Annotated in this window: 17 protein-coding genes and 3 pseudogenes; 16 read left to right on the forward strand and 4 right to left on the reverse strand. The window is 58.3% G+C overall.

What is annotated here, in order from left to right:
- Positions 1–120 precede the first annotated feature (120 nt).
- Together CH74_RS13355 and CH74_RS13360 are read left to right on the forward strand one after the other, a co-directional pair.
- On the forward strand, positions 121–564 hold the full coding sequence (locus CH74_RS13355) for a homocysteine S-methyltransferase family protein (RefSeq protein ID WP_301280861.1): 444 nt from the start codon (positions 121–123) through the stop codon (positions 562–564).
- A gap of 97 nt (positions 565–661) precedes the next feature.
- Positions 662–1,708, forward strand: coding sequence for an NADP-dependent oxidoreductase (locus CH74_RS13360; RefSeq protein WP_048308044.1), 1,047 nt, complete (start codon positions 662–664; stop codon positions 1,706–1,708).
- A gap of 45 nt (positions 1,709–1,753) precedes the next feature.
- Here the strand turns inward: CH74_RS13360 and CH74_RS13365 are convergent, their stop codons facing one another.
- Positions 1,754–3,361: a sodium/solute symporter gene (locus tag CH74_RS13365; RefSeq protein ID WP_048308082.1), complete on the reverse strand. Its 1,608-nt coding sequence runs from the start codon at positions 3,359–3,361 to the stop codon at positions 1,754–1,756.
- Between the two features lie 411 nt (positions 3,362–3,772).
- On the opposite strand from CH74_RS13365, the gene CH74_RS13370 reads away from it, so the two are divergent.
- Together CH74_RS13370 and CH74_RS13375 are read left to right on the forward strand one after the other, a co-directional pair.
- Entirely contained in the window at positions 3,773–4,447 is a 675-nt protein-coding gene (locus CH74_RS13370) for an HAD-IA family hydrolase (protein WP_048308045.1), read from the forward strand.
- A gap of 164 nt (positions 4,448–4,611) precedes the next feature.
- Complete coding sequence (locus tag CH74_RS13375) at positions 4,612–5,646, forward strand: D-alanine--D-alanine ligase (RefSeq protein ID WP_048308046.1); 1,035 nt, start codon at positions 4,612–4,614, stop codon at positions 5,644–5,646.
- A gap of 90 nt (positions 5,647–5,736) precedes the next feature.
- Here the strand turns inward: CH74_RS13375 and CH74_RS13380 are convergent, their stop codons facing one another.
- The 3 genes from CH74_RS13380 to CH74_RS13390 all read right to left on the reverse strand — a co-directional run bounded on the left by CH74_RS13380 (position 5,737) and on the right by CH74_RS13390 (position 8,434).
- Complete coding sequence (locus CH74_RS13380) at positions 5,737–6,738, reverse strand: ester cyclase (protein ID WP_053070768.1); 1,002 nt, start codon at positions 6,736–6,738, stop codon at positions 5,737–5,739.
- A 132-nt stretch (positions 6,739–6,870) separates the two neighbouring features.
- Complete coding sequence (locus CH74_RS13385; protein ID WP_301280859.1) at positions 6,871–8,094, reverse strand: cytochrome D1 domain-containing protein; 1,224 nt, start codon at positions 8,092–8,094, stop codon at positions 6,871–6,873.
- A 16-nt stretch (positions 8,095–8,110) separates the two neighbouring features.
- On the reverse strand, positions 8,111–8,434 hold the full coding sequence (locus tag CH74_RS13390) for a cytochrome c (RefSeq protein ID WP_048308047.1): 324 nt from the start codon (positions 8,432–8,434) through the stop codon (positions 8,111–8,113).
- A 337-nt stretch (positions 8,435–8,771) separates the two neighbouring features.
- Between CH74_RS13390 and CH74_RS13395 the strand changes: the two genes are divergently transcribed.
- From CH74_RS13395 to fabG, 12 genes and pseudogenes are all read left to right on the forward strand, one after another.
- Positions 8,772–10,556, forward strand: coding sequence for a nitrite reductase (locus CH74_RS13395; RefSeq protein WP_048308048.1), 1,785 nt, complete (start codon positions 8,772–8,774; stop codon positions 10,554–10,556).
- Positions 10,557–10,625: 69 nt separating this feature from the next.
- Positions 10,626–10,916 (forward strand): hypothetical protein, encoded by a 291-nt coding sequence (locus CH74_RS19635; RefSeq protein ID WP_253273071.1) that lies wholly within the window; start codon positions 10,626–10,628, stop codon positions 10,914–10,916.
- On the forward strand, positions 10,859–11,110 hold the full coding sequence (locus tag CH74_RS19640) for a hypothetical protein (protein WP_253273070.1): 252 nt from the start codon (positions 10,859–10,861) through the stop codon (positions 11,108–11,110). Before CH74_RS19635 ends, CH74_RS19640 begins: the two co-directional genes overlap by 58 nt.
- Positions 11,107–11,610 carry an Lrp/AsnC family transcriptional regulator gene (locus CH74_RS13405; RefSeq protein WP_048308049.1) on the forward strand — a complete coding sequence of 168 codons (504 nt, stop codon included), beginning with the start codon at positions 11,107–11,109 and terminating at the stop codon, positions 11,608–11,610. The genes CH74_RS19640 and CH74_RS13405 overlap by 4 nt, the downstream gene beginning before the upstream one ends.
- A gap of 28 nt (positions 11,611–11,638) precedes the next feature.
- Positions 11,639–12,118 carry an Lrp/AsnC family transcriptional regulator gene (locus CH74_RS13410; protein ID WP_048308050.1) on the forward strand — a complete coding sequence of 160 codons (480 nt, stop codon included), beginning with the start codon at positions 11,639–11,641 and terminating at the stop codon, positions 12,116–12,118.
- Positions 12,093–12,380 (forward strand): annotated as a pseudogene (locus CH74_RS20070) (Lrp/AsnC family transcriptional regulator); the annotation flags it as partial. The gene CH74_RS13410 and the pseudogene CH74_RS20070, both read left to right, overlap by 26 nt.
- Before the next feature lie 89 nt (positions 12,381–12,469).
- Positions 12,470–12,628, forward strand: coding sequence for a hypothetical protein (locus tag CH74_RS20075; RefSeq protein ID WP_367379124.1), 159 nt, complete (start codon positions 12,470–12,472; stop codon positions 12,626–12,628).
- A gap of 164 nt (positions 12,629–12,792) precedes the next feature.
- The gene (nirJ, locus tag CH74_RS13420) at positions 12,793–13,989 is read left to right on the forward strand and encodes a heme d1 biosynthesis radical SAM protein NirJ (protein WP_048308051.1); all 1,197 of its coding nucleotides are present in this window, start codon (positions 12,793–12,795) and stop codon (positions 13,987–13,989) included.
- A 77-nt stretch (positions 13,990–14,066) separates the two neighbouring features.
- Positions 14,067–14,866: pseudogene (cobA, locus tag CH74_RS13425) on the forward strand (uroporphyrinogen-III C-methyltransferase).
- Complete coding sequence (locus CH74_RS13430; RefSeq protein WP_048308052.1) at positions 14,860–16,434, forward strand: nitrite reductase; 1,575 nt, start codon at positions 14,860–14,862, stop codon at positions 16,432–16,434. Before cobA ends, CH74_RS13430 begins: the two are co-directional and overlap by 7 nt.
- A gap of 152 nt (positions 16,435–16,586) precedes the next feature.
- Positions 16,587–17,761: pseudogene (locus tag CH74_RS13435) on the forward strand (NnrS family protein).
- Positions 17,762–17,944: 183 nt separating this feature from the next.
- Positions 17,945–18,700 (forward strand): 3-oxoacyl-ACP reductase FabG, encoded by a 756-nt coding sequence (fabG, locus tag CH74_RS13440; RefSeq protein WP_048308053.1) that lies wholly within the window; start codon positions 17,945–17,947, stop codon positions 18,698–18,700.
- The last annotated feature ends 17 nt before the right edge of the window (positions 18,701–18,717 follow it).

Genomic DNA, 18,717 nt, shown 5'->3' on the forward strand with positions numbered 1-18,717 from the left:
CCACATGGTGCCTATCGCCAAGGGCAGTTATCGCGCCGCCGCTCCCGAGCCGCTCTCTTTTGAAGTCATGACCGCGGCCTTTCGTGAGCTGGCTGGCATTCATAAGCCTCCGGCGCTGATCTGCTGCTGCTGGAGATGATGTCGATCCCGGCGCGCATGGCGGCGATGTTCGATGCCTTGGGCGATACTCCGCTGCCGGTCTGGTGCGGCATGTCCGCGGCCAGAGATGAGCAGAACGGTCTATGTTCCTGGCATGAGCAAACCACGTCCTTCAGCGACATCGTCGATCTGGCAGCCCGCCAGCAGTTTGATGTGCTAGGCATCATGCATACGAGCGCCGAGCTCATCGAAGATGCCCTCACCATCCTGGGTGAAAGACACCAAGGCCTGCTCATGGCCTATCCGGATTCCGGCTATCTGGAAATGCCCCATTGGCGTTTCGTGGATACCATCACGCCTGAGCGCTTTGCGCAATTTGCCCGGCAATGGCACGACGCGGGGGCACAGATCATCGGCGGCTGCTGCGGATTGGGCCCGGAGCACATCGCGGCGATCTCGTCCTGACTCGACGGCAGTGGCCTTCGATGCGGCTCGACGACCTCAGGCCATAGCTGCAAGAATAGCACCAGCAGAAAATCATTAACGTGATAAGGAAATCCGCATGCAATCCGATAACCAAGCCGACAATCAGAACACAACCAATCGTCAGGTGCTGTTGGTCAAACGCCCCCAAGGCACGCCGACCCTTGACGACTTCAAGGTGGTGGACGCGGAGGTACCCACCCCGGGCGATGGCGAGATGCTGATTCAGACGCTGTATCTGTCCGTGGACCCGGGCATGCGCAGCATGATGGAGGAGGGCAAGTCCCATACCACGGCCTTCGAGCTGAACAAGCCGCTGACCGGGCGCTCCGTGGGGCGGGTGGTTGAGTCGAATTTAAAAGACTTCGCCGAAGGCGACTATGTCTACGAACGACTTGGCTGGCAGCACTATTCCGTCTCCGATGGCAGCCAGGCGCAGAAAGTCGACCCGGACGTGGCGCCGCTTTCCACCTATCTTGGCATGGTTGGCGTTCCGGGGTTCTGTGGCTATTTCGGCATGCTGGATATCGGCAAACCGGAAAAAGGCCAGACCGTGGTGGTATCCGGGGCCGCCGGCGCAGTGGGCATGACCGCCGGGCAGATTGCCAAGATGCAGGGATGCCGCGTAGTGGGCACCGCCGGTTCCCAGGAGAAGATCGACTATCTGCGTGACGAGCTAGGCTTCGATGATGTCATCAACTACAAGACCGCGAAGGATTTGAAGCAGGCGCTGAGCGATGCCTGCCCGGACGGCATCGACGTGTACTTCGACAATGTCGGCGGCGAGATCACCCAGGCGGCAATGGCGCTGATCAACTACCACGCCCGCATCGTGGTGTGCGGGCAGACCTCTCAGTATAACGACGCCTCCTCCGATAACGGCGCCATTGCCCCGCAGCTTTTGATCAAGAACAGCGCCATGATGAAAGGTTTCGTGGTGTACGACTATCAGGACAGAAACGACGAGGCCATCGAACATCTGGGTCAATGGATCAAGCAGGGCAAGCTGCACTACAAGGAGAACGTCGTCGATGGCCTGGATAACGCCCCTCAGGCTTTCATCGATTTGTTCTCCGGCAAGAGTTTCGGCAAGCAGCTGGTCAGAGTCGTGAAGAACGATCAATAGGTTTGTCAGCGCTGCTCTCTTCAGGCAAGAGAGCGGCGCTTTGCGTTAAATAAAGACCGTCAACAAATACAAGAACACCATGGTGGCGAAAAAGAACACCACCAGCAGCCAGCTGATAGGGTCCACCTTGCCAGGGATTCGGTACCAGCCGTCTTCCTTGGCGGCCAGGCCATGGTCCCGGTACATCTGCTTCTGGCCCTTGATGGTATAGGGCGAAAGCTCGCTCTGACGACCGTCGAGCAGCAGGCTGGCGCCAATGGAGATCGGCACGTTGACGATCGCGGCAATGGCACAGTACCAGGGCCAGGCGATGTCGGTTTGCGTGGCCGCGATCCAGACCGCCACAAAGCCCGCCACGACCCCGATCAAAAGCCCGCGCTCGCTGGTGTGCCGAGAGAAGAAGCCCAGCGCGTACATGCTCAGCTTGGCGCCGACAAAATAAGAGCCGACTTTTGTCAGAAGCTGCAGCACCGAGCCTTCGGTCTGAGCGAAAAGCATCGCCGGTAGAATGATCAGGATGGCCCAGCCCACGGTGAACCAGCGTGAGGCCTTTAGATAATGGCTCGTGGGCGCGCCTTTCTTGAAGTACTTCTCGTAGAAATCCAGGCTGGTCACTGTCGCCAGGGAGTTGAGCGCCGAGTCCATGCTGGAAAGAGACGCGGCAATCACGGCGGCGGTGATAACGCCCACCAGGCCGGGCAGGGCGCAGTCCGCGGCGAACTGCAGCACGATAGTGTTGCTGTTTTCGAACGCCCGCCCATCGTAGTAGCTGTAGAACAGAACCCCCAGCAGCAGGAACAGGAAGTAGATGAAAAAGGCGGCAAATCCCATCAAGAGAAAGGATTTTTTAGCGTCGCCGATATTCTTGGCGGCAAGGGCGCGCTGCACCACCATCTGATTGGCGCCGTAAACCGTGGTGTGATAAAGCACCATAGCGATCACCCCGGACCAGACCGTTGCCTCGACGGTGGGGTCGAAGGAGAAGTCCAGGATGTTCAGCTTGCCCTGGGCCTTGAGATCCTCGAGGGTCGAGACCAGTGACTGAGGCAGACGATCCAGCAGAAAATAGAAGATGACGACGGCGCCTATCACCAAAATCACCGCCTGCACCACATCGGTCCAGATCACCGCGCTGATCCCGCCCATCAGGGTATAGACTAGGGCGATCACCGTGATGACCACAATGGCAACGTTCACGTCCACGCCGGTGATGAAGCTCAGCACGAGGGCGGTGGCATAAAGCACCGCCGCAGAAGAAAGGGTCTGGGTAGCCATGAAGATCAGCGACATGACAGCCCGGGCCTTCTTGCCGAAACGACGCTCCTGATACTCATAGATCGAGGCCACGCCGCTGTTGTAGAAGAAGGGCAAAAAGAACGTGATGACCAGAAATACCACCAGCGGGTAGTTGATCTGAATCATCATGACGCCAAGCCCGCTGCCATAGGACCAGGCCGGGCCGCCCAAAAACGACATCGCGCTGACATAGGTCGCCAGCACCGACAGGCCGATCGCCCACCAAGGAATGGTTTTTCTGCCTATATAGTAGTCCTCGGCACTCTCCACCTTTCTGCTCAGCACCCAGCCCATGATCAGATTACCGATGAGATAAACGATCAGGATCGTCCAGTTGAGTACTCCAAAGCCTTCCATTGGCATTTACCTTTCAATATGATCGCAAGTTATGAGGCAAAATCGATACGAATATTATACAGACATTGGCTCTCAGTACAGTTCTCCAAAAGGCCTCTATAAGGCTTGCGGTAAAATTGTCGGCCTATTGTATCGGCGAGTTCTGCATCTTCCGTGGCCTATAGCCTGATCGAAGCAAAATATTTGTCTAGGTTTTGTATAGGTTTTTTACTACGCTAGTGAAAAGAAATGATAGCCTTGTGTCATCAGCTGGCTATGCTGCTAGGGGTAAGCCTTCATCGCTTTCATCGTTATACGTACCTACAGTAGCGCAGATAGCGTACGAATCGACGCTCGATTCAGAAACGGCTTTCAATGTACGCTCCAAATAACCTAATCCCCACTCTCACTAACTGTTTTGGACAATCATCTATGACTCCCACCGCGCTATTCATCGGATCGATCGGCGTACTGGCAGAAACATCAGACATTCAACGCCGTGCCTACAATCAGGCCCTGGAAGAAGCCGGTCTCGACTGGCACTGGGATGCAGACACCTATCGTGACTTGCTTACCGATTCCGGCGGGCGCAAGCGTCTTGCTCGTCTCAGCGAGAAAACGAATGCCAATCTCAGTGAGCATGACATCGAAAAGATTCATGCAAGAAAGACGGAACTTGCCTGTCGGGAAATCACGGAAGGCGGTATCACGCTGCGCCCCGGGGTTGCCGATTTGATCAAGCGTGCGCTGTCCCAAGGTCTCAAACTAGCCCTGGTGACAACCACCTACCGGGCCAATATCGACGCCATTGCAACGGCGGCGGGCGAGGATTTGCCCCTGTCGAAATTCAGCGCAGTGCTCACTAGAGACGACTGCGATGAAACGAAGCCTGCGCCGGATATCTACCTCTCGGCGCTCGATCGTCTTGGGGTGGAAAGCGCCAGTGTGATGACCATAGAAGATAGCGCTCCTTCCGTTCATGCAGCGAAGCAGGCGGGTATCTACACGATCGCAACACCCGGTGAATTCACCAATCAACAGGATTTCAGTGAGGCGGACCAACGGCTGACGTCGCTTGACGGCATTGAGCTGACAATTCCTGGATAAGCAGCCTTTTGCCGCAATATCGATGCATTCGGCCTTTATGGCACTCAACCAAAGGCCGTTTTCACAAGCAATTTTTTATCGAATTACCTAAAACGTCTTGTGATAAAACGCATGCGCTAGTCAGAAGCCTATACGTTCACGATAACTCAAGGGAATGATTTATCATGTCGAAACTCTGCATTCTTCACCTGGTCGGCTCTGCTACCGATCAGTTCTACTGCGATCTGTCGCGCTTCTACGCCCGCAGCTGCCTCGACGCCATCGCGGACGTTTCTCGCTATACCTTTCATATCGCCTATGTCACCCCGGACAAACAATGGCGCTTTCCCGTTTCTCTTGATGACTCGGACATTGCTGCAGCCAAGACACGTTCTTTGGCCGAGGCCGTCGAGTATCTGTCGCAGCAGCAGATCGACATTGCCTTGCCACAGATGTTCTGCCCCTCGGGGATGACCAACTATCGCTCGCTGCTGGACCTGCTCGATATCCCCTATGTCGGCAATACGCCGGGGGTGATGGCGCTGACAACGGACAAGGCCAAGGCCAAGGCAGTCGTGGCCGCCGCCGGAGTGGCGGTGCCGGAAAGCGAGCTGCTGCGCCGAGGTGACACGCCCAGCTTCACTCCTCCCGTGGTCGTCAAGCCAACCCAGGCCGACAACTCCCTGGGCGTGACTCTGGTCAAGCATGAGAGTGACTACGGCCCAGCGCTCGAGGCAGCCTTTGCGGACTCTGATGAAGTATTGGTCGAGCGCTTCATCGAGCTGGGGCGGGAAGTGCGTTGCGGCATCGTCGTGCAGCAAGGGGAGCTGATTTGCCTGCCGCTTGAGGAGTACCGCATGGATGCCGAGTCTCATCCCATTCGCGCCTACTCCAGCAAGCTCAAGGAGGACGAGCAGGGGGGGCTTGCGTTCGCCGGCAAGGACAGCACCCAAACCTGGCTGGTAGGCGGTGATGATCCAGATGTGTCTCGGGTGTGGGAAGCGGCGAAGCAGAGTCATCTGGCCTTGGGCTGTCGTCACTACAGCCTGTTCGATTTTCGTATCGATGCCCAAGGTAAGCCCTGGTTTTTAGAGGCCGGGTTGTACTGCTCATTCGCACCCAAAAGCGTCATTTCCACCATGATGAACGCGACGGGAACAGAGGTAAGCACCTTTTTCGAGCAGATGGTAAATGAGGTTCTTTCCACGCGGGGCGGCTGATTCCTGGGCGGGTTATCACAAAGCGCGGCCCTTGCTTGGCCGCGCTTTGTATTGGGTTGGTAATCAGGACATCAAAGAAGGGATTGCTAGCTATGCCGGTGCCTGGGCGCTGCCTGCTTGACGCTTTTCCATGCGCCCCAGCACATCGACACCGAGCTGACGGTAGATATCCAGCAGATCGATCAAGACCCAGTTCTCCACCAGCAGGTCACCCTCGCGCCGCCACCAATCCATCACGCTCATGGTGATTTCCCGGTTCGTGGCCGGGAGGCCAAGCCAGTCGCCTCCGCTGTGGGTGCCGCGCATCGAGGGTACGCCGCTAGACACCGCGTAGTTGCCTTCGGCAAAACGAATATCCGTGACCACGGCACGGTCGGGAAAGGCCATCACGAAGTCACGCTGATGGCCCTGCTGAAACCCTGCAATACCCCGAGTGGTACCGATACCGCAGGGGCCATACCAGTTCATGCTGGGGTGCCAGAAGCGCTCGATCGCCATGGATTCCAGCGTCTTGCCGTCGAACTCGCCAAGCCCTGCCAGCATGTCATCGACCAGTGTCAGCGTCTTCTTCGAGGCATCAAGCGGCTGGGCGTCCTGCAGCAGTCCATCCTGGGTCGCCGGGCCGGGCACGGGCAGTTCGCTACCCAGGCTTGGCGGCAGCGGATTGACTCCTGCCTGAGTCATCAGCATGGGAATGTCGATCAGGATTTGCGCCTCGGTCAGTCCTGAATCGCTGACGCGATAGACCTCGCCAAAACGCAGCGTCGCGCGCTGATTCGTTGCGGGAATGCCCAGCCAGGACTTACGAAAGCTCATCTCGTAGTGGCCGGTGATGCCGACCCAGACAGCGCCTTCGTCTTCACCGGTGACCATGATGTCCTCCCGGCGGGCGATATCGGGAAAGCTTGCAAACAGCGGCTCGTAATAATGCTGGGTAGCACCGTCGCGATCCTGATTGTCGAACGGATAGGCGATCTTGAAGCTCGCCTCTGCCGGCCAGTGTTGCGCCATGACCGCCTGTAAATCGGCGCCGGGGGTGAAAAGTGCCTGCAGCCACTGCCGCACGCATTGTTTGGCTTCTTGAGTTTCCATGAATCATCCTTGTTTTCACTACTGAAGCATCGGCTACTCAAGATGTTGAACCACATGCTGCAGGCCGTCCAGGCGCATATAGGCCGATTGCCACCAGCAGCACGTCGAATGCATGTAGAGCTTTGCTTTTCCTCAAAGCCCGATACGGTGCGCCCGATCGGTAAAGAAGATGCCGCTGGGGGATTTCGCGGGCAGAGTGACCAGCTCCTCGAAGGTTTCGGTATCGTAGACCTTGATCTGGTCACTGTCCCGAGCCGAGATCCACACCTGTTCGCCTCGAGGCGTAAACTCCATGTGCAATACAGACTTGCCCGGTGACAGCGTCTTGATGATCTCGCCGCTCTGGGTATCGATGACCTGCACCACGTCGTTTTTCGGATGGGCGAAATTGACCCACACCTGGCGCTCGTCCGGGCGACTCATGACAAATACCGGCTGACCATGAACCGGGATACGATTTTCCAGCGTCCAGTCCCGAGCATTCGCTACGAGCACTTCATGATGACCCACGGCGGGGAAGTAAGCCTGGTTCCCGGCGATGGTCCATCCTTCCAGATGGGGCATCTTGTACACCGGCAGGCGCTCTTCGCCGCGTCCATAATCAGGCAGAATGCGCTCAACGCCGCGTTCTGTGTGCCATAGATCGAGTAGCGCCAACCCGTCCTCACCGAACAGACCGGCAATGTAATAACGGCCATTGGGGCTGATCATGCCGTCGTAGGGTTTCTCGCCGATGTTGTCAAACCGAGTGATTTGCGGCGCATCGTTCACCATATCCAGCGTCCAGATCTCACCGGCGTCGAACAGGCTAAATACGAAGTCGTTACCGGGAACGTCCACCAGACCCACGGTCTTGGAGCGTTTTGTATCGCCATTAGACGTTTGGTAAGTGGCCGGAATATTTGCCACCAGGGCAAGATCGGCGCTGTCGAAGATCTTGACGCCGCCAGGCTCATAGTTGGAAACCGCCACATAGTCGCCTTTTTGCGAGATGGCGCCCCCGATGCTGTTGCCGGATTGAATGACGCGCTCGATGATCTCCCCGGTGAGTATATCGACCTTGCTCAGGCCGCCATCACGACCGAAGACGAAGGCATAGCGCGCATCCCGGGAAAACTTCACCGACGCATGGGAAAGATCCCCAAGCCCTTCGATGCGCTTCAAGACCGCGCGCTCGCTGGTATCGACGATCAAAACACTCCCGGTAGCACGCTCTACCACCACGCCGAGATCGCCGGTACCCCGCAGCTCGGCGTCTGGTGTCAGCGTTTGGCAGCCTGCCAGCAAGGCAAACGCACTGCCGATCAATAGCGTCTTGAAAGGCAATAGCGCTTTAAACAAAGAGGACAACATCATCGCGGGCTTCCTTGGATCAGGGGGTAGGGGAATTTTTCTTGAGCTGCTTGGCAAGCCAGGCGGCGTCCTGTCGAGTCAACAGCTCAGACCAGGGCGGCATGGCGGTGCCGGGTATCCCGTGCAAGATGATGGCGGTGATGGCAGTCACGTCGTATCGCGCCATGCGCTCGGGTAGTAGCGAAGGGCCGAGGCCGCCGCCCAGGGTCATGCCATGACAGGAGCCGCAGTCCTGATAGAGCAATGTTTCAAGCTCCGTCTGCCGATTTGGAGGAGGGTCCGCTACCGCGCCGAATGCCACTAGCAAAAGCAACGACGCGATTCCCCAGTGGCGATAACGCATGTACAAGCCTCGCAAAAGTAAAAGTGCGTTTAATATGCATGTTCAAAGTTTCACATCGTTTAACGAGATAAATCTTGACTCCGATCAATAACGCCCCGGTTGAGCGCTGTCAGGATTATTCCAGTAAAACCAGGAGAAAAAGACCGATAAACAAGCTGATTCGTATGCTGAAAAAATCGTTTTTCCAATAAGAAGTAAATTAAATGCATTTTAGTCAGCGGATTTAATATCCAGTGAAAAGGTACTGTTCTCTGGCTTACGTCCGCACCGAACAACAACGCATGTGGCCTGGTGACAAGTGCGGTTCACAACGAGCATTGATGGAGAAAGGGCAACGATGAAATCCACGAGGGGATATCTCAAACCACTGGTCGCGGCGGTGGCCATGGCATCGCTGGGCGCTGGCGCTTTAGCCATTGCCCAGCAGGACGCCCAGCAGGATTCGGTCAAACAAGAGGCGAAACAGGACGCCAAACAGGAACACAAGGGCGATTTGGCAACACAGAAATACAAGGGGGCAGGCGGTTCACCACTCAAACCAGAAGACATGAAGATGGTCACCACCCCCGGTGCACCTGACATGGCTCAGGATGAGTTCAACAAGGCCACCGAAATCTACTTTCAGCGCTGCGCCGGCTGTCACGGCGTCTTGAGAAAAGGCGCCACCGGCAAGGCATTGACCACCGACATCACCCAGGAACGCGGCATCGAGTATCTCAAGGCGTTCATCACCTACGGCTCGCCGGCGGGCATGCCCAACTGGGGAACCTCCGGAGACTTGACCGAGGATGAAGTCGAGTTGATGGCCAAGTACGTCATGCACGAACCGCCGGTGCCGCCGGAATTCGGTATGGACAAGATGAAAGAGTCCTGGGAAGTGATGGTGCCGCCGGAGGAGCGACCCACCAAGCAGATGAACGATCTGGAACTCGAGAACCTGTTCTCCGTGACCCTGCGCGATGCCGGCCAGATCGCCTTGATCGACGGCGATAGCAAGGAAATCGTCAAGGTGCTGGAGACCGGTTATGCGGTGCATATTTCGCGCATGTCCGCCTCTGGTCGTTATCTGTTCGTCATCGGCCGCGATGCGGTCATCGACATGGTCGATCTATGGATGAAAGAGCCGACCACGGTGGCCAAGTTGAAAATCGGTCTCGAAGCGCGCTCCGTAGAGACCTCCAAGTACAAGGGCTTTGAGGACAAGTACGCCATTGCCGGCGCTTACTGGCCGCCTCAGTACGTGATCATGGATGGCGAGACCCTGGAGCCCAAGAAGATCGTCAGCACTCGCGGCATGACCGTGGACGAGCAGGTTTATCACCCGGAACCTCGGGTAGCGGCCATCGTTGCCTCTCATGAGCATCCGGAGTTCATCGTCAACGTCAAGGAGACCGGCAAGATTCAGCTGGTCAACTACGAAGACCTCGAAGCGGTGAATATCGTCGAGATCGAAGCAGCGCGCTTCTTGCACGACGGTGGCTGGGATAGCTCCATGCGCTACTTCCTGACCGCTGCCAACGAGTCCAACAAGATCGTTGTAGTGGACTCCAAGGATCGAGAGCTTGAGGCCATCATCGATGTAGGCAAGATTCCGCACCCGGGACGCGGCGCCAACTTCGAGGATCCTGAGAACGGCCCGGTCTGGGCCACCAGCCACCTGGGTGATAACAGCATTTCGCTGATCGGCACCGACCCGGAAGGGCATGCGGACAAGGCCTGGAAGGTAGTGCGTACCTTGGAAGGTCAGGGCGGCGGTTCGCTGTTCATCAAGACCCACCCGGAATCCAGCAACCTCTACGTCGATACCCCGCTGAACCCGACCGAAGACCTTAGCCAGAGCGTGGCGGTCTACGACATCGGCAATCTCGAGGCAGGTTACGAGGTGCTGCCGATCGCCGAGTGGGCGGACCTGGGTGAGGGGCCCAAGCGGGTGGTGCAGCCGGAGTACAACAAGGCCGGCGACGAAGTGTGGTTCTCGGTCTGGAACGGCATGGAGCAGAAGTCTGCGCTGGTGGTCGTCGATGACAAGACCCGCAAGCTCAAGAAGGTCATCAAGGATGAACGACTGGTCACACCGACCGGGAAGTTCAATGTGTACAACACCCAGCACGACGTTTATTGAGGAAACCGCTAGCAAAAGAAAGGCGGGCCGCAAGGCCCGTCCTACCAATATCAACAGTGAGCTGTGCCGATGCCTCATCTCATCCACCAACTCGATATGCCGGATCGCCGTCTGATCGATCGCTACCAGCGCGGTTTTCCCGTCTGCGAGCGCCCCTACGCCGCCATGGCCGATGAGCTAGGCCTCACCGAGAACGAACTGCTCCTGCGTCTAGAGCGTTTGCAGACACTCGGCGTACTGAGCCGGGTGGGGCCGGTCTTCGAGCACACCAGGCTGGCGCGAGTCTGTTGGCCGCCGTCGCGGTGCCGGAGAACGAGCAGGAGGCATGGGCAGAGCTCATCAATCGCGCCCCCGGGGTGAATCACAACTACGCCCGGGAGCATGAGTTTAATCTCTGGTTCGTCATGACCGCCGTCGACGAGAAGCAACTCGACAAGCGGCTCGATCATCTGGAAGCCGAACTGGGTCGACCGCTGCTGCGGCTGCCGATGCTCGAGGGCTTTCATATCGATCTGAGTTTTCCCATTCCTTGGCAGGAGCTCGAGAACCCATGAACCAGATCGCGCCGATATCCAACAACGCCAGCGCCGAGCAGCGCCTGCGGGCCCTGATCGAGAAGGGGCTGCCCCTGACGCCTCGGCCCTGGCAGACCCTGGCCAAGCAGTGTGACATGGATGAAGAAGACGTCATGGCCACCATTGAGCGCTGGCAGTCGGAAGGCTTGATCAAGCGACTGGGGCTGGTCATCAAGCATCGGCCCCTGGGCATCAGAGCGAATGCGATGGTGGTGTGGGACGTGCCGGACGATCAGGTTGCGGCGGTGGGTCGTCGTTTGGCCACGGAGCCTGCGGTGACTTTGTGCTATCGCCGGCCACGGCGCTTGCCGGACTGGCCATTCAATCTGTTCTGCATGATTCACGGCACCCAGCGTTCCCGGGTATTGACCGAGCTTGATGCCATCATGACGCGCCAGGCGCTCGACGCAATACCTCACCAGGTGCTGTTCAGTACCCACGCCTATCGTCAGCACGGCGCGCGCTACATCAGTGAATGAACCGACGGGCGAATAAGGAAAACAATCCATGTCAGCGTCAACCACCAAACAGGACATCGCCAAGCTAGACGACATCGATCGTCTGATCATCAACCGACTACAGGACGGCCTGCCGATCACTGAGGCCCCTTTCGCGGCAGTCGCCGAGGAGCTCGGCCTTGAAGAGCGGCTACTGCTCGAACGCCTGAACGACTTGTGTGAAAGCGGCGTGCTGAGTCGTTTTGGCCCCATGTATCACGCCGAACGCCTGGGTGGAGGGCTGACCCTCGCCGCCATGGCCATCCCGGAAATCTACTTCAATGCCGTCACCGAGCAGGTCAACGCCTTTGCCGAGGTTGCCCATAACTATCGTCGCGAGCATCGTCTCAATATGTGGTTCGTGCTGGCGACGGAGTCCCCGGAGCGCATTTCCGATGTGATCGCCGCCATCGAAGCCGCTACCGGCTATACCGTCTACAACATGCCCAAGCAGGAGGAGTTTCATGTCCGACTTCACCTGCCGGTCTGATTCAACCACTGACCCTGCGCTCGATGAGCAGGATCGCGCCATCGTGCTGGCGACCCAGTCCGGCCTGCCCTTGGTCAGTGATCCTTGGGCGGCGGTCGGCGAGCAGATAGGCATGAGCGCCGAGGAGGTTCGCCGGCGCATGCAGCGCATGCAGGAGACCGGTGTGATCCGGCGCATTGCCGCAGTGCCCAATCATTACCGACTTGGCTACGTGGCCAACGGCATGACCGTATGGGATGTCGAGGACGACCAGATTGAGCGCCTGAGTCGTGAGATCGCCCGTCATCCCGGGGTCAGCCACTGCTACCGGCGCCGCGGCACTTGCCCGAGTGGCCTTTCAATCTGTTCGCCATGCTTCATGGCCGCAGCCGGGAGGAGGTCGAGCGTCAAGCGGAAGAGCTTGCGGAACTGCTGGGTGATGCCTGCCGGGATCGCCGCATTCTCTACAGCTCGCGCATTCTCAAGAAGACCGGCCTGCGCCTGGCTAAGCGCCCAAATATAGCTGAGTAACGTGACCGAGAATCCGTTCAAGGTCGTTACGAACGATGGTGAGACAAGGCGAAATTTATCGAAAAAGCGCAGTTTACACGGAGTAAATGAGCATTTTGAGAGAAATTTCAACGCAGTATCACCGAGTGCAGTAGACATTTAATGGGTTCTGACGAGGAGGCACCATGTTTCGCGTAACCCGCTACATCAAGACCCTGCTGGAGCCGACGCCACTCGGCCCTGCCCGCAAGCCGCCGGGGCCGGTGGTGATCTGGAACCTGATTCGCCGCTGCAACCTGACCTGCAAGCACTGCTATACCACCTCGGCGGACATCGACTTTGCCGGGGAGCTGTCAACCGATGAGGCATTGACCGTTCTCGACGATCTCAAAACCTGCCGCGTGCCGGCGCTTATTCTGTCCGGCGGCGAGCCCCTGATGCGTCCGGATATCTTCGAGCTTTCCCGGCGTGCCAAGGAGCTGGGTATCTATACCGGACTTTCCACCAACGGCACCCTGATTACCGAAGACAACATCGCCGAAATCGCCGCCGCGGGTTACGACTACGTGGGCATCAGCATCGATGGGCTGGAGGCAACCCACGACGTCTTTCGCCAGCGCCAGGGCGCTTTTCGTGAATCCATGCACGCGGTAGCGCTGTGCAAGGCCCACGGCATCAAGGTCGGGCTACGTACCACCCTGACCCAGCACAACTATCAGGAACTGCCACAAATTCTCGCCATGCTCGACGAGCATGACGTGGACAAGTTCTATCTGTCACACCTCAACTACGGCGGACGCGGACATCGGCATCGCAAGCAAGATGCCTGGTATCAGATGACCCGAGACGCCATGACGCTGCTGTTCGACCACTGCCTGAACGAACTCGAGCGTGGCGTCGAGCGAGAATACGTCACCGGCAACAACGACGCCGACGGGCCTTTTCTACTGCAATGGGCACAAAGCCGCTTTCCGGATCAAGTGAAAACCCTGCGCCAGCGCCTGGAGCAGTGGGGCGGCAACGCCTCCGGCGAGAACATCGCCAACATCGACAACCTTGGCATGGTGCATCCGGACACCTTCTGGTGGGATCACTCCCTGGGCAATGTACGCGATACCCCCTTCTCCAGGATCTGGCGCGACACCCAAGACCCACTGATGTTGGGAATGCGTCAGCATCCGCGCCCGGTCAAGGGACGCTGCGGCGAGTGCAAGTATCTGGCGATCTGTAACGGCAACACCCGGGTGCGGGCCTGGAAAGTCAGCGGCGACCCCTGGGAAGAGGATCCGGGCTGCTATCTGACCAACGAGGAAATCGGCGTGCGTGGCGACGCACGCCGCGTTGATGCACCCATGAGCACCATCCAGACCGTCGAGCTTTGAGATTCAGAAAAAGAATACGAAGGGGAGAAAAGACCATGACCACGCAAACGCGACGCTTTTGCTATCACCTCACCGAAATGCCCTTGGCCAAAGGTGAAGTCGCCATCGTCGGTGCCGGGCCGGGTGATCCGGGGCTTTTGACCCTGCGCGCCTTGGCGTTGCTGCAGCAGGCCGAGTGCTGGTGTTCGACCGGCTCGTCTCCGAGGACATTCTGGCGATGGCGCCTGAGAATGCCGAAACCTACTATGTCGGTAAGGCGTCGCGCTGTCATGCGCTTACCCAGGACGAGACCAACGCCCTGATGGTAACCCTTGCTCGCCAGGGCAAGCGGGTGGTGCGCCTGAAAGGCGGCGACCCGTTCATTTTCGGGCGTGGCGGCGAAGAGGCAGAATATCTCATCACCCACGGCGTGACGTTTCGGGTGGTGCCGGGCATCACCTCGGCATCTGGCTGCTCGACCTACGCCGGCTTTCCGCTGACCCATCGCGATTTTGCTCAAAGCGTGACCTTCGTCACCGGCCACTGCAAGGGCGACGATTGCCTGGCACTCAATTGGCAGGCCTTGGCAGCAAAGCATCAGACCGTAGTGTTCTACATGGGCCTTGCCAATGCCGAGCTGATCAGCCGAGAAATGCAGCGTCACGGTCTGCCCGGCAATCATCCGGTCGCCATCGTGGAGCGGGGCACCACCGCCGGGCAGCGCCAGACGCTGACCACGCTGGAGGGGCTCGTAGCGACCATCGAGCGCGAGAGTTTCAAGCCGCCGGCCCTGATCGTGGTCGGTGAAGTGGTGCGCTTGGCGGATACTCTGGCGGTGGTTCAGTCCCAGGCAGTGCATGCCGAGACCCACGAGGTGCTGGGAGCCGTGGCATGGTGAAACGTGATGTACTTCAGGCACTCTCGCTGAGTGCGCTGCTGCTGACCTGGCCGGCCCTGGCAGAGCAGGCCGATCCCGAATCGCTCTATCAGACCCACTGCGCCAGCTGTCACGGCACTGACCGGCTAGGCGGCATGGGGCCGGCACTGCTGCCGGGTAATCTATCCCGGCTCAAGCAGGATGAAGCCATCGCGGTGATTCGAGAAGGACGTCCGGCCACCCAGATGATGGGCTTCGACGACGTATTGACCCCTGCCGAAAGCGACGCCGTGGCAACGTGGATTTATACGCCGCCGGATGCGCCGCCAACCTGGACCATGGCGGATATCAAGCAGAGCCACGAGGTGCTGCATCCGTTTGGCAGCCTGCCGGACGAGCCAACCTTCGATGCGGACCCGCTGAACCTGTTCCTGGTGGTGGAGACCGGCGATCATCATGTGAGCCTGCTCGACGGCGACAGCTTCGAGCGTATCGACCGTTTCGAGAGTCGCTATGCGCTGCACGGCGGCCCCAAGTACACCCCGGACGGGCGCTATGTCTTCTTCGGCTCTCGGGACGGCTGGATCAGCAAGTACGATATCTATAATCAGAAGATGGTGGCCGAGGTCCGCGCGGGTATCAACATGCGCAACATCGCGGTCTCAGGAGACGGTCGCTACGTGATGGCCGCCAACTACCTGCCGCACAGCCTGGTGCTGTTCGCCGCTCAGGATCTGGCTCCAATGAAGGTCTATCCGGCGGTGAACGAGAACGGCGACTCTTCCCGGGTGAGCGCCGTTTATGCAGCCCCGCCTCGGGGCAGCTTCATCGCCGCTCTGAAGGACATCAAGGAAGTCTGGGAAATTCCTTGGCCGAAACCGACTTCAGCGGTGGTCTCAACCGGCCACATGAAAGATCCTATCGAGGCGCGGCCTGACCGTAGCCAACGCCACGCTACACCCAACTTCGACGTGCGTCGCATCCCGGTGGAAGACTATCTCGACGATTTCTTCTTTGGCCCCGACTATCGCTATCTGGTGGGCGCCGCTCGAGGTGGCCAGGGGGCGCGAGTGATCGATCTGGACAGCAGCGAGAAGATCGCCGATCTGCCGTTGGAAGGCATGCCCCATCTCGGGGCCGGTGTGACCTGGATGCTTGACGGGCGACGAGTGATGGCGATTCCGCATCTCAACAAGGGCCTGGTCTCGGTGTTCGACATGCAAAACTGGTCGTTGGTCAAAAACATTGAAACCCAGGGGCCTGGCTTCTTTATGCGCAGTCACGAAAACTCTCCCTATGCCTGGGTGGATGTGTTCTTCGGTCCCAACAGTGACAAGGTGCATGTGATCGACAAGCAAACACTCGAAATCGTCAAGACCCTCCAGCCCGCACCGGGCAAGACCGCCGCTCACGTCGAGTTCGATCGTTATGGCGAGAAGCTGCTGCTCAGCATCTGGGACCGAGACGGCGCGGTGATCGTCTACGATGCCAAGACATTGGAAGAGCTTCAGCGCATTCCCATGGATAAGCCTTCGGGTAAGTACAACGTTTGGAACAAGACGCGCTATGAAGAGGGAACGAGCCACTGAGGAGTAAAGGTTAGGAATTCGCCGAGAATAGACAGTCCTCGGCGTTGTTCGGCTATAATAAGATGCATGTAGAAAGCATATTAAATCGCTTCCCACGAGAAACCATCATGAATGAAAGAAGCCTTCCTCAATCCGCTCAGCTGACCCGGCTCATGCCGCTGTGGCGCCTGGCGTTTCGCCCGCTGTTTTTGCTGGGGGCCTTGTTCAGTCTGTTGGCCATGCTGGTGTGGGGCGGTTTCTGGCATGGGGTGATGCTGATTGAGCCCATGGGTGGCATGATCTGGTGGCATCAGCACGAGATGCTGTTCGGTTTCGTGATCGCCATCGTCAGCGGCTTTCTACTCACCGCGGTGCAGAACTGGACCGGCCAACCGAGTATCAAGGGCTGGCCGCTGCTGGGACTGGTTGCGCTATGGCTTGCCGGGCGCTGTTGCTGGCGTTTCCTCAAGCGCTTGGGGATCTCGATCCGCTATTGATCGCCCTGGTCGATCTTGCGTTTGTGCCGATGGTGACCGCGATCATGGCGCGACTGGTAATTCGGGTGAAGCAGTGGCGCAATCTGGTTTTTCTGCCGGTACTGACGCTGCTGTTCGTGGCCAATGGCTTGATGCATGCGGGCGTTTTGCGGGGCGACGGGGAGTTGATACGCCAGGGGGCTTATCTCGCAGTGCTGCTGATCAGCCTGTTGATTGTCATTCTCGGCGGTCGCGTCATTCCGTTCTTTACCTCCCTGCGCTTGAAGCGTCCGAAGCCTCAGCCATTCCCGGTGCTGGAAAAAGTGGCGATCGGCAGTGTCGCGGCACTGGTGGTGATTCTGCTGCTGGAGATGATGGGACTTGTGGTGCCAGCCGTTGCTACTGCTGTGATTGCCCTGCTGGCTGGAGGCGCCAATCTCTGGCGCTTGATGCGCTGGGAAGGATGGCGTGCCCTGCATGAACCGCTGCTATGGGGGCTTCATGCCAGCTACGGCTTCGTGGCGCTGGGATTGCTGATGTTCGGCCTGGCTCAGCTGAGCCTGCTACCTGCCACTCTGGCGATTCACGCCCTGACCGTGGGCGGCATGAGCACCATGATTCTGGCCATGATTTCCCGAGTCTCCCTGGGTCATACCGGTCGCCCCATCGAAACCTTGCCTGGCATCGGCTTGGCCCTTGGCCTGATGCTGGCTGCCGCGTTCTTCCGCGCACTGGTGCCTGCGCTGTGGCCCCAGGCCACCCATTGGATGCTGAGCTTGAGCATTTTGCTGTGGTGCCTGGCCTATGCCACGTTTTTGATGCTTTACACCAAACCCTTGCTTAGTGCCCGAGCGGATGGCAAGGAAGGATAAAACTGCAACGGGTTACTGGCGTCCGTGATGCCAATATGTTGTCGCACGATATTTTTTGTCTTTTGACAAGCATGCTGAATCGGCAACACGACATTGAGTCGTATCAAGGCAGTTTCCTGCAAAACGCCTAGGCTGGTGTTGAACACCCCGAGCATCAACATAGTGACGATTCAGGAGAGGGATATGTTTGCACTAGACGATCAGGTAGCCATTGTGACCGGCGGCGCCAAAGGCATTGGCAAGGGCATTGCTGGCGTGCTGGTCAAGGCAGGAGCACAGGTGGTGATCGCCGATATCGATGCGGCAGCAGGCAAGCAAACTGCAGAAGCATTGGGTGCGGCCTTCGAGCCGCTTGACGTGACCGACCGGGACGGCTGTCAGCGTGTGGTCGAGACAGTCATGGAACGTCATGAGCGTCTGGATATCCTCTGCTCCAATACCGGCATCTTTCCCCAGGCCAGCATAGAGAAGATGACCCCGGAAGAGTGGGAGCAAATGATCGCGGTAAATCTACGCGGCACCTTCTTCATGGTGCAGGCGGTATTGCCTGCCATGCGCAAACGAAGCTATGGTCGCATCGTGATCACATCCTCCATTACCGGCGCTATTACAGGCTACCCCGGCTGGGCGCATTACGGAGCCAGCAAGGCAGGGCAGCTCGGCTTCATGCGCTCCGCGGCACTCGAGTGCGCCAAGGAAGGCATCACGATCAACGCGGTGATGCCGGGCAATATCCGTACCGAAGGGCTGGAAGCCCAAGGAGAAACTTACCTGAAGGAAATGGCGGCCTCGGTGCCAGTCAAGGACCTGGGAGCGCCAGAGGATATCGGCCACGCTGCCTGTTTTCTGGCGACACCGGAGGCCCGCTTCATCACCGGCCAGACGCTAATCGTCGACGGCGGCCAGATTTTGCCTGAATCCTTCGAAGCAATATTGTAAAGCCTTGTCCAAAAGCT

The organism is Halomonas sp. PR-M31, assembly GCF_001039575.1.
Lineage (GTDB): Bacteria > Pseudomonadota > Gammaproteobacteria > Pseudomonadales > Halomonadaceae > Modicisalibacter.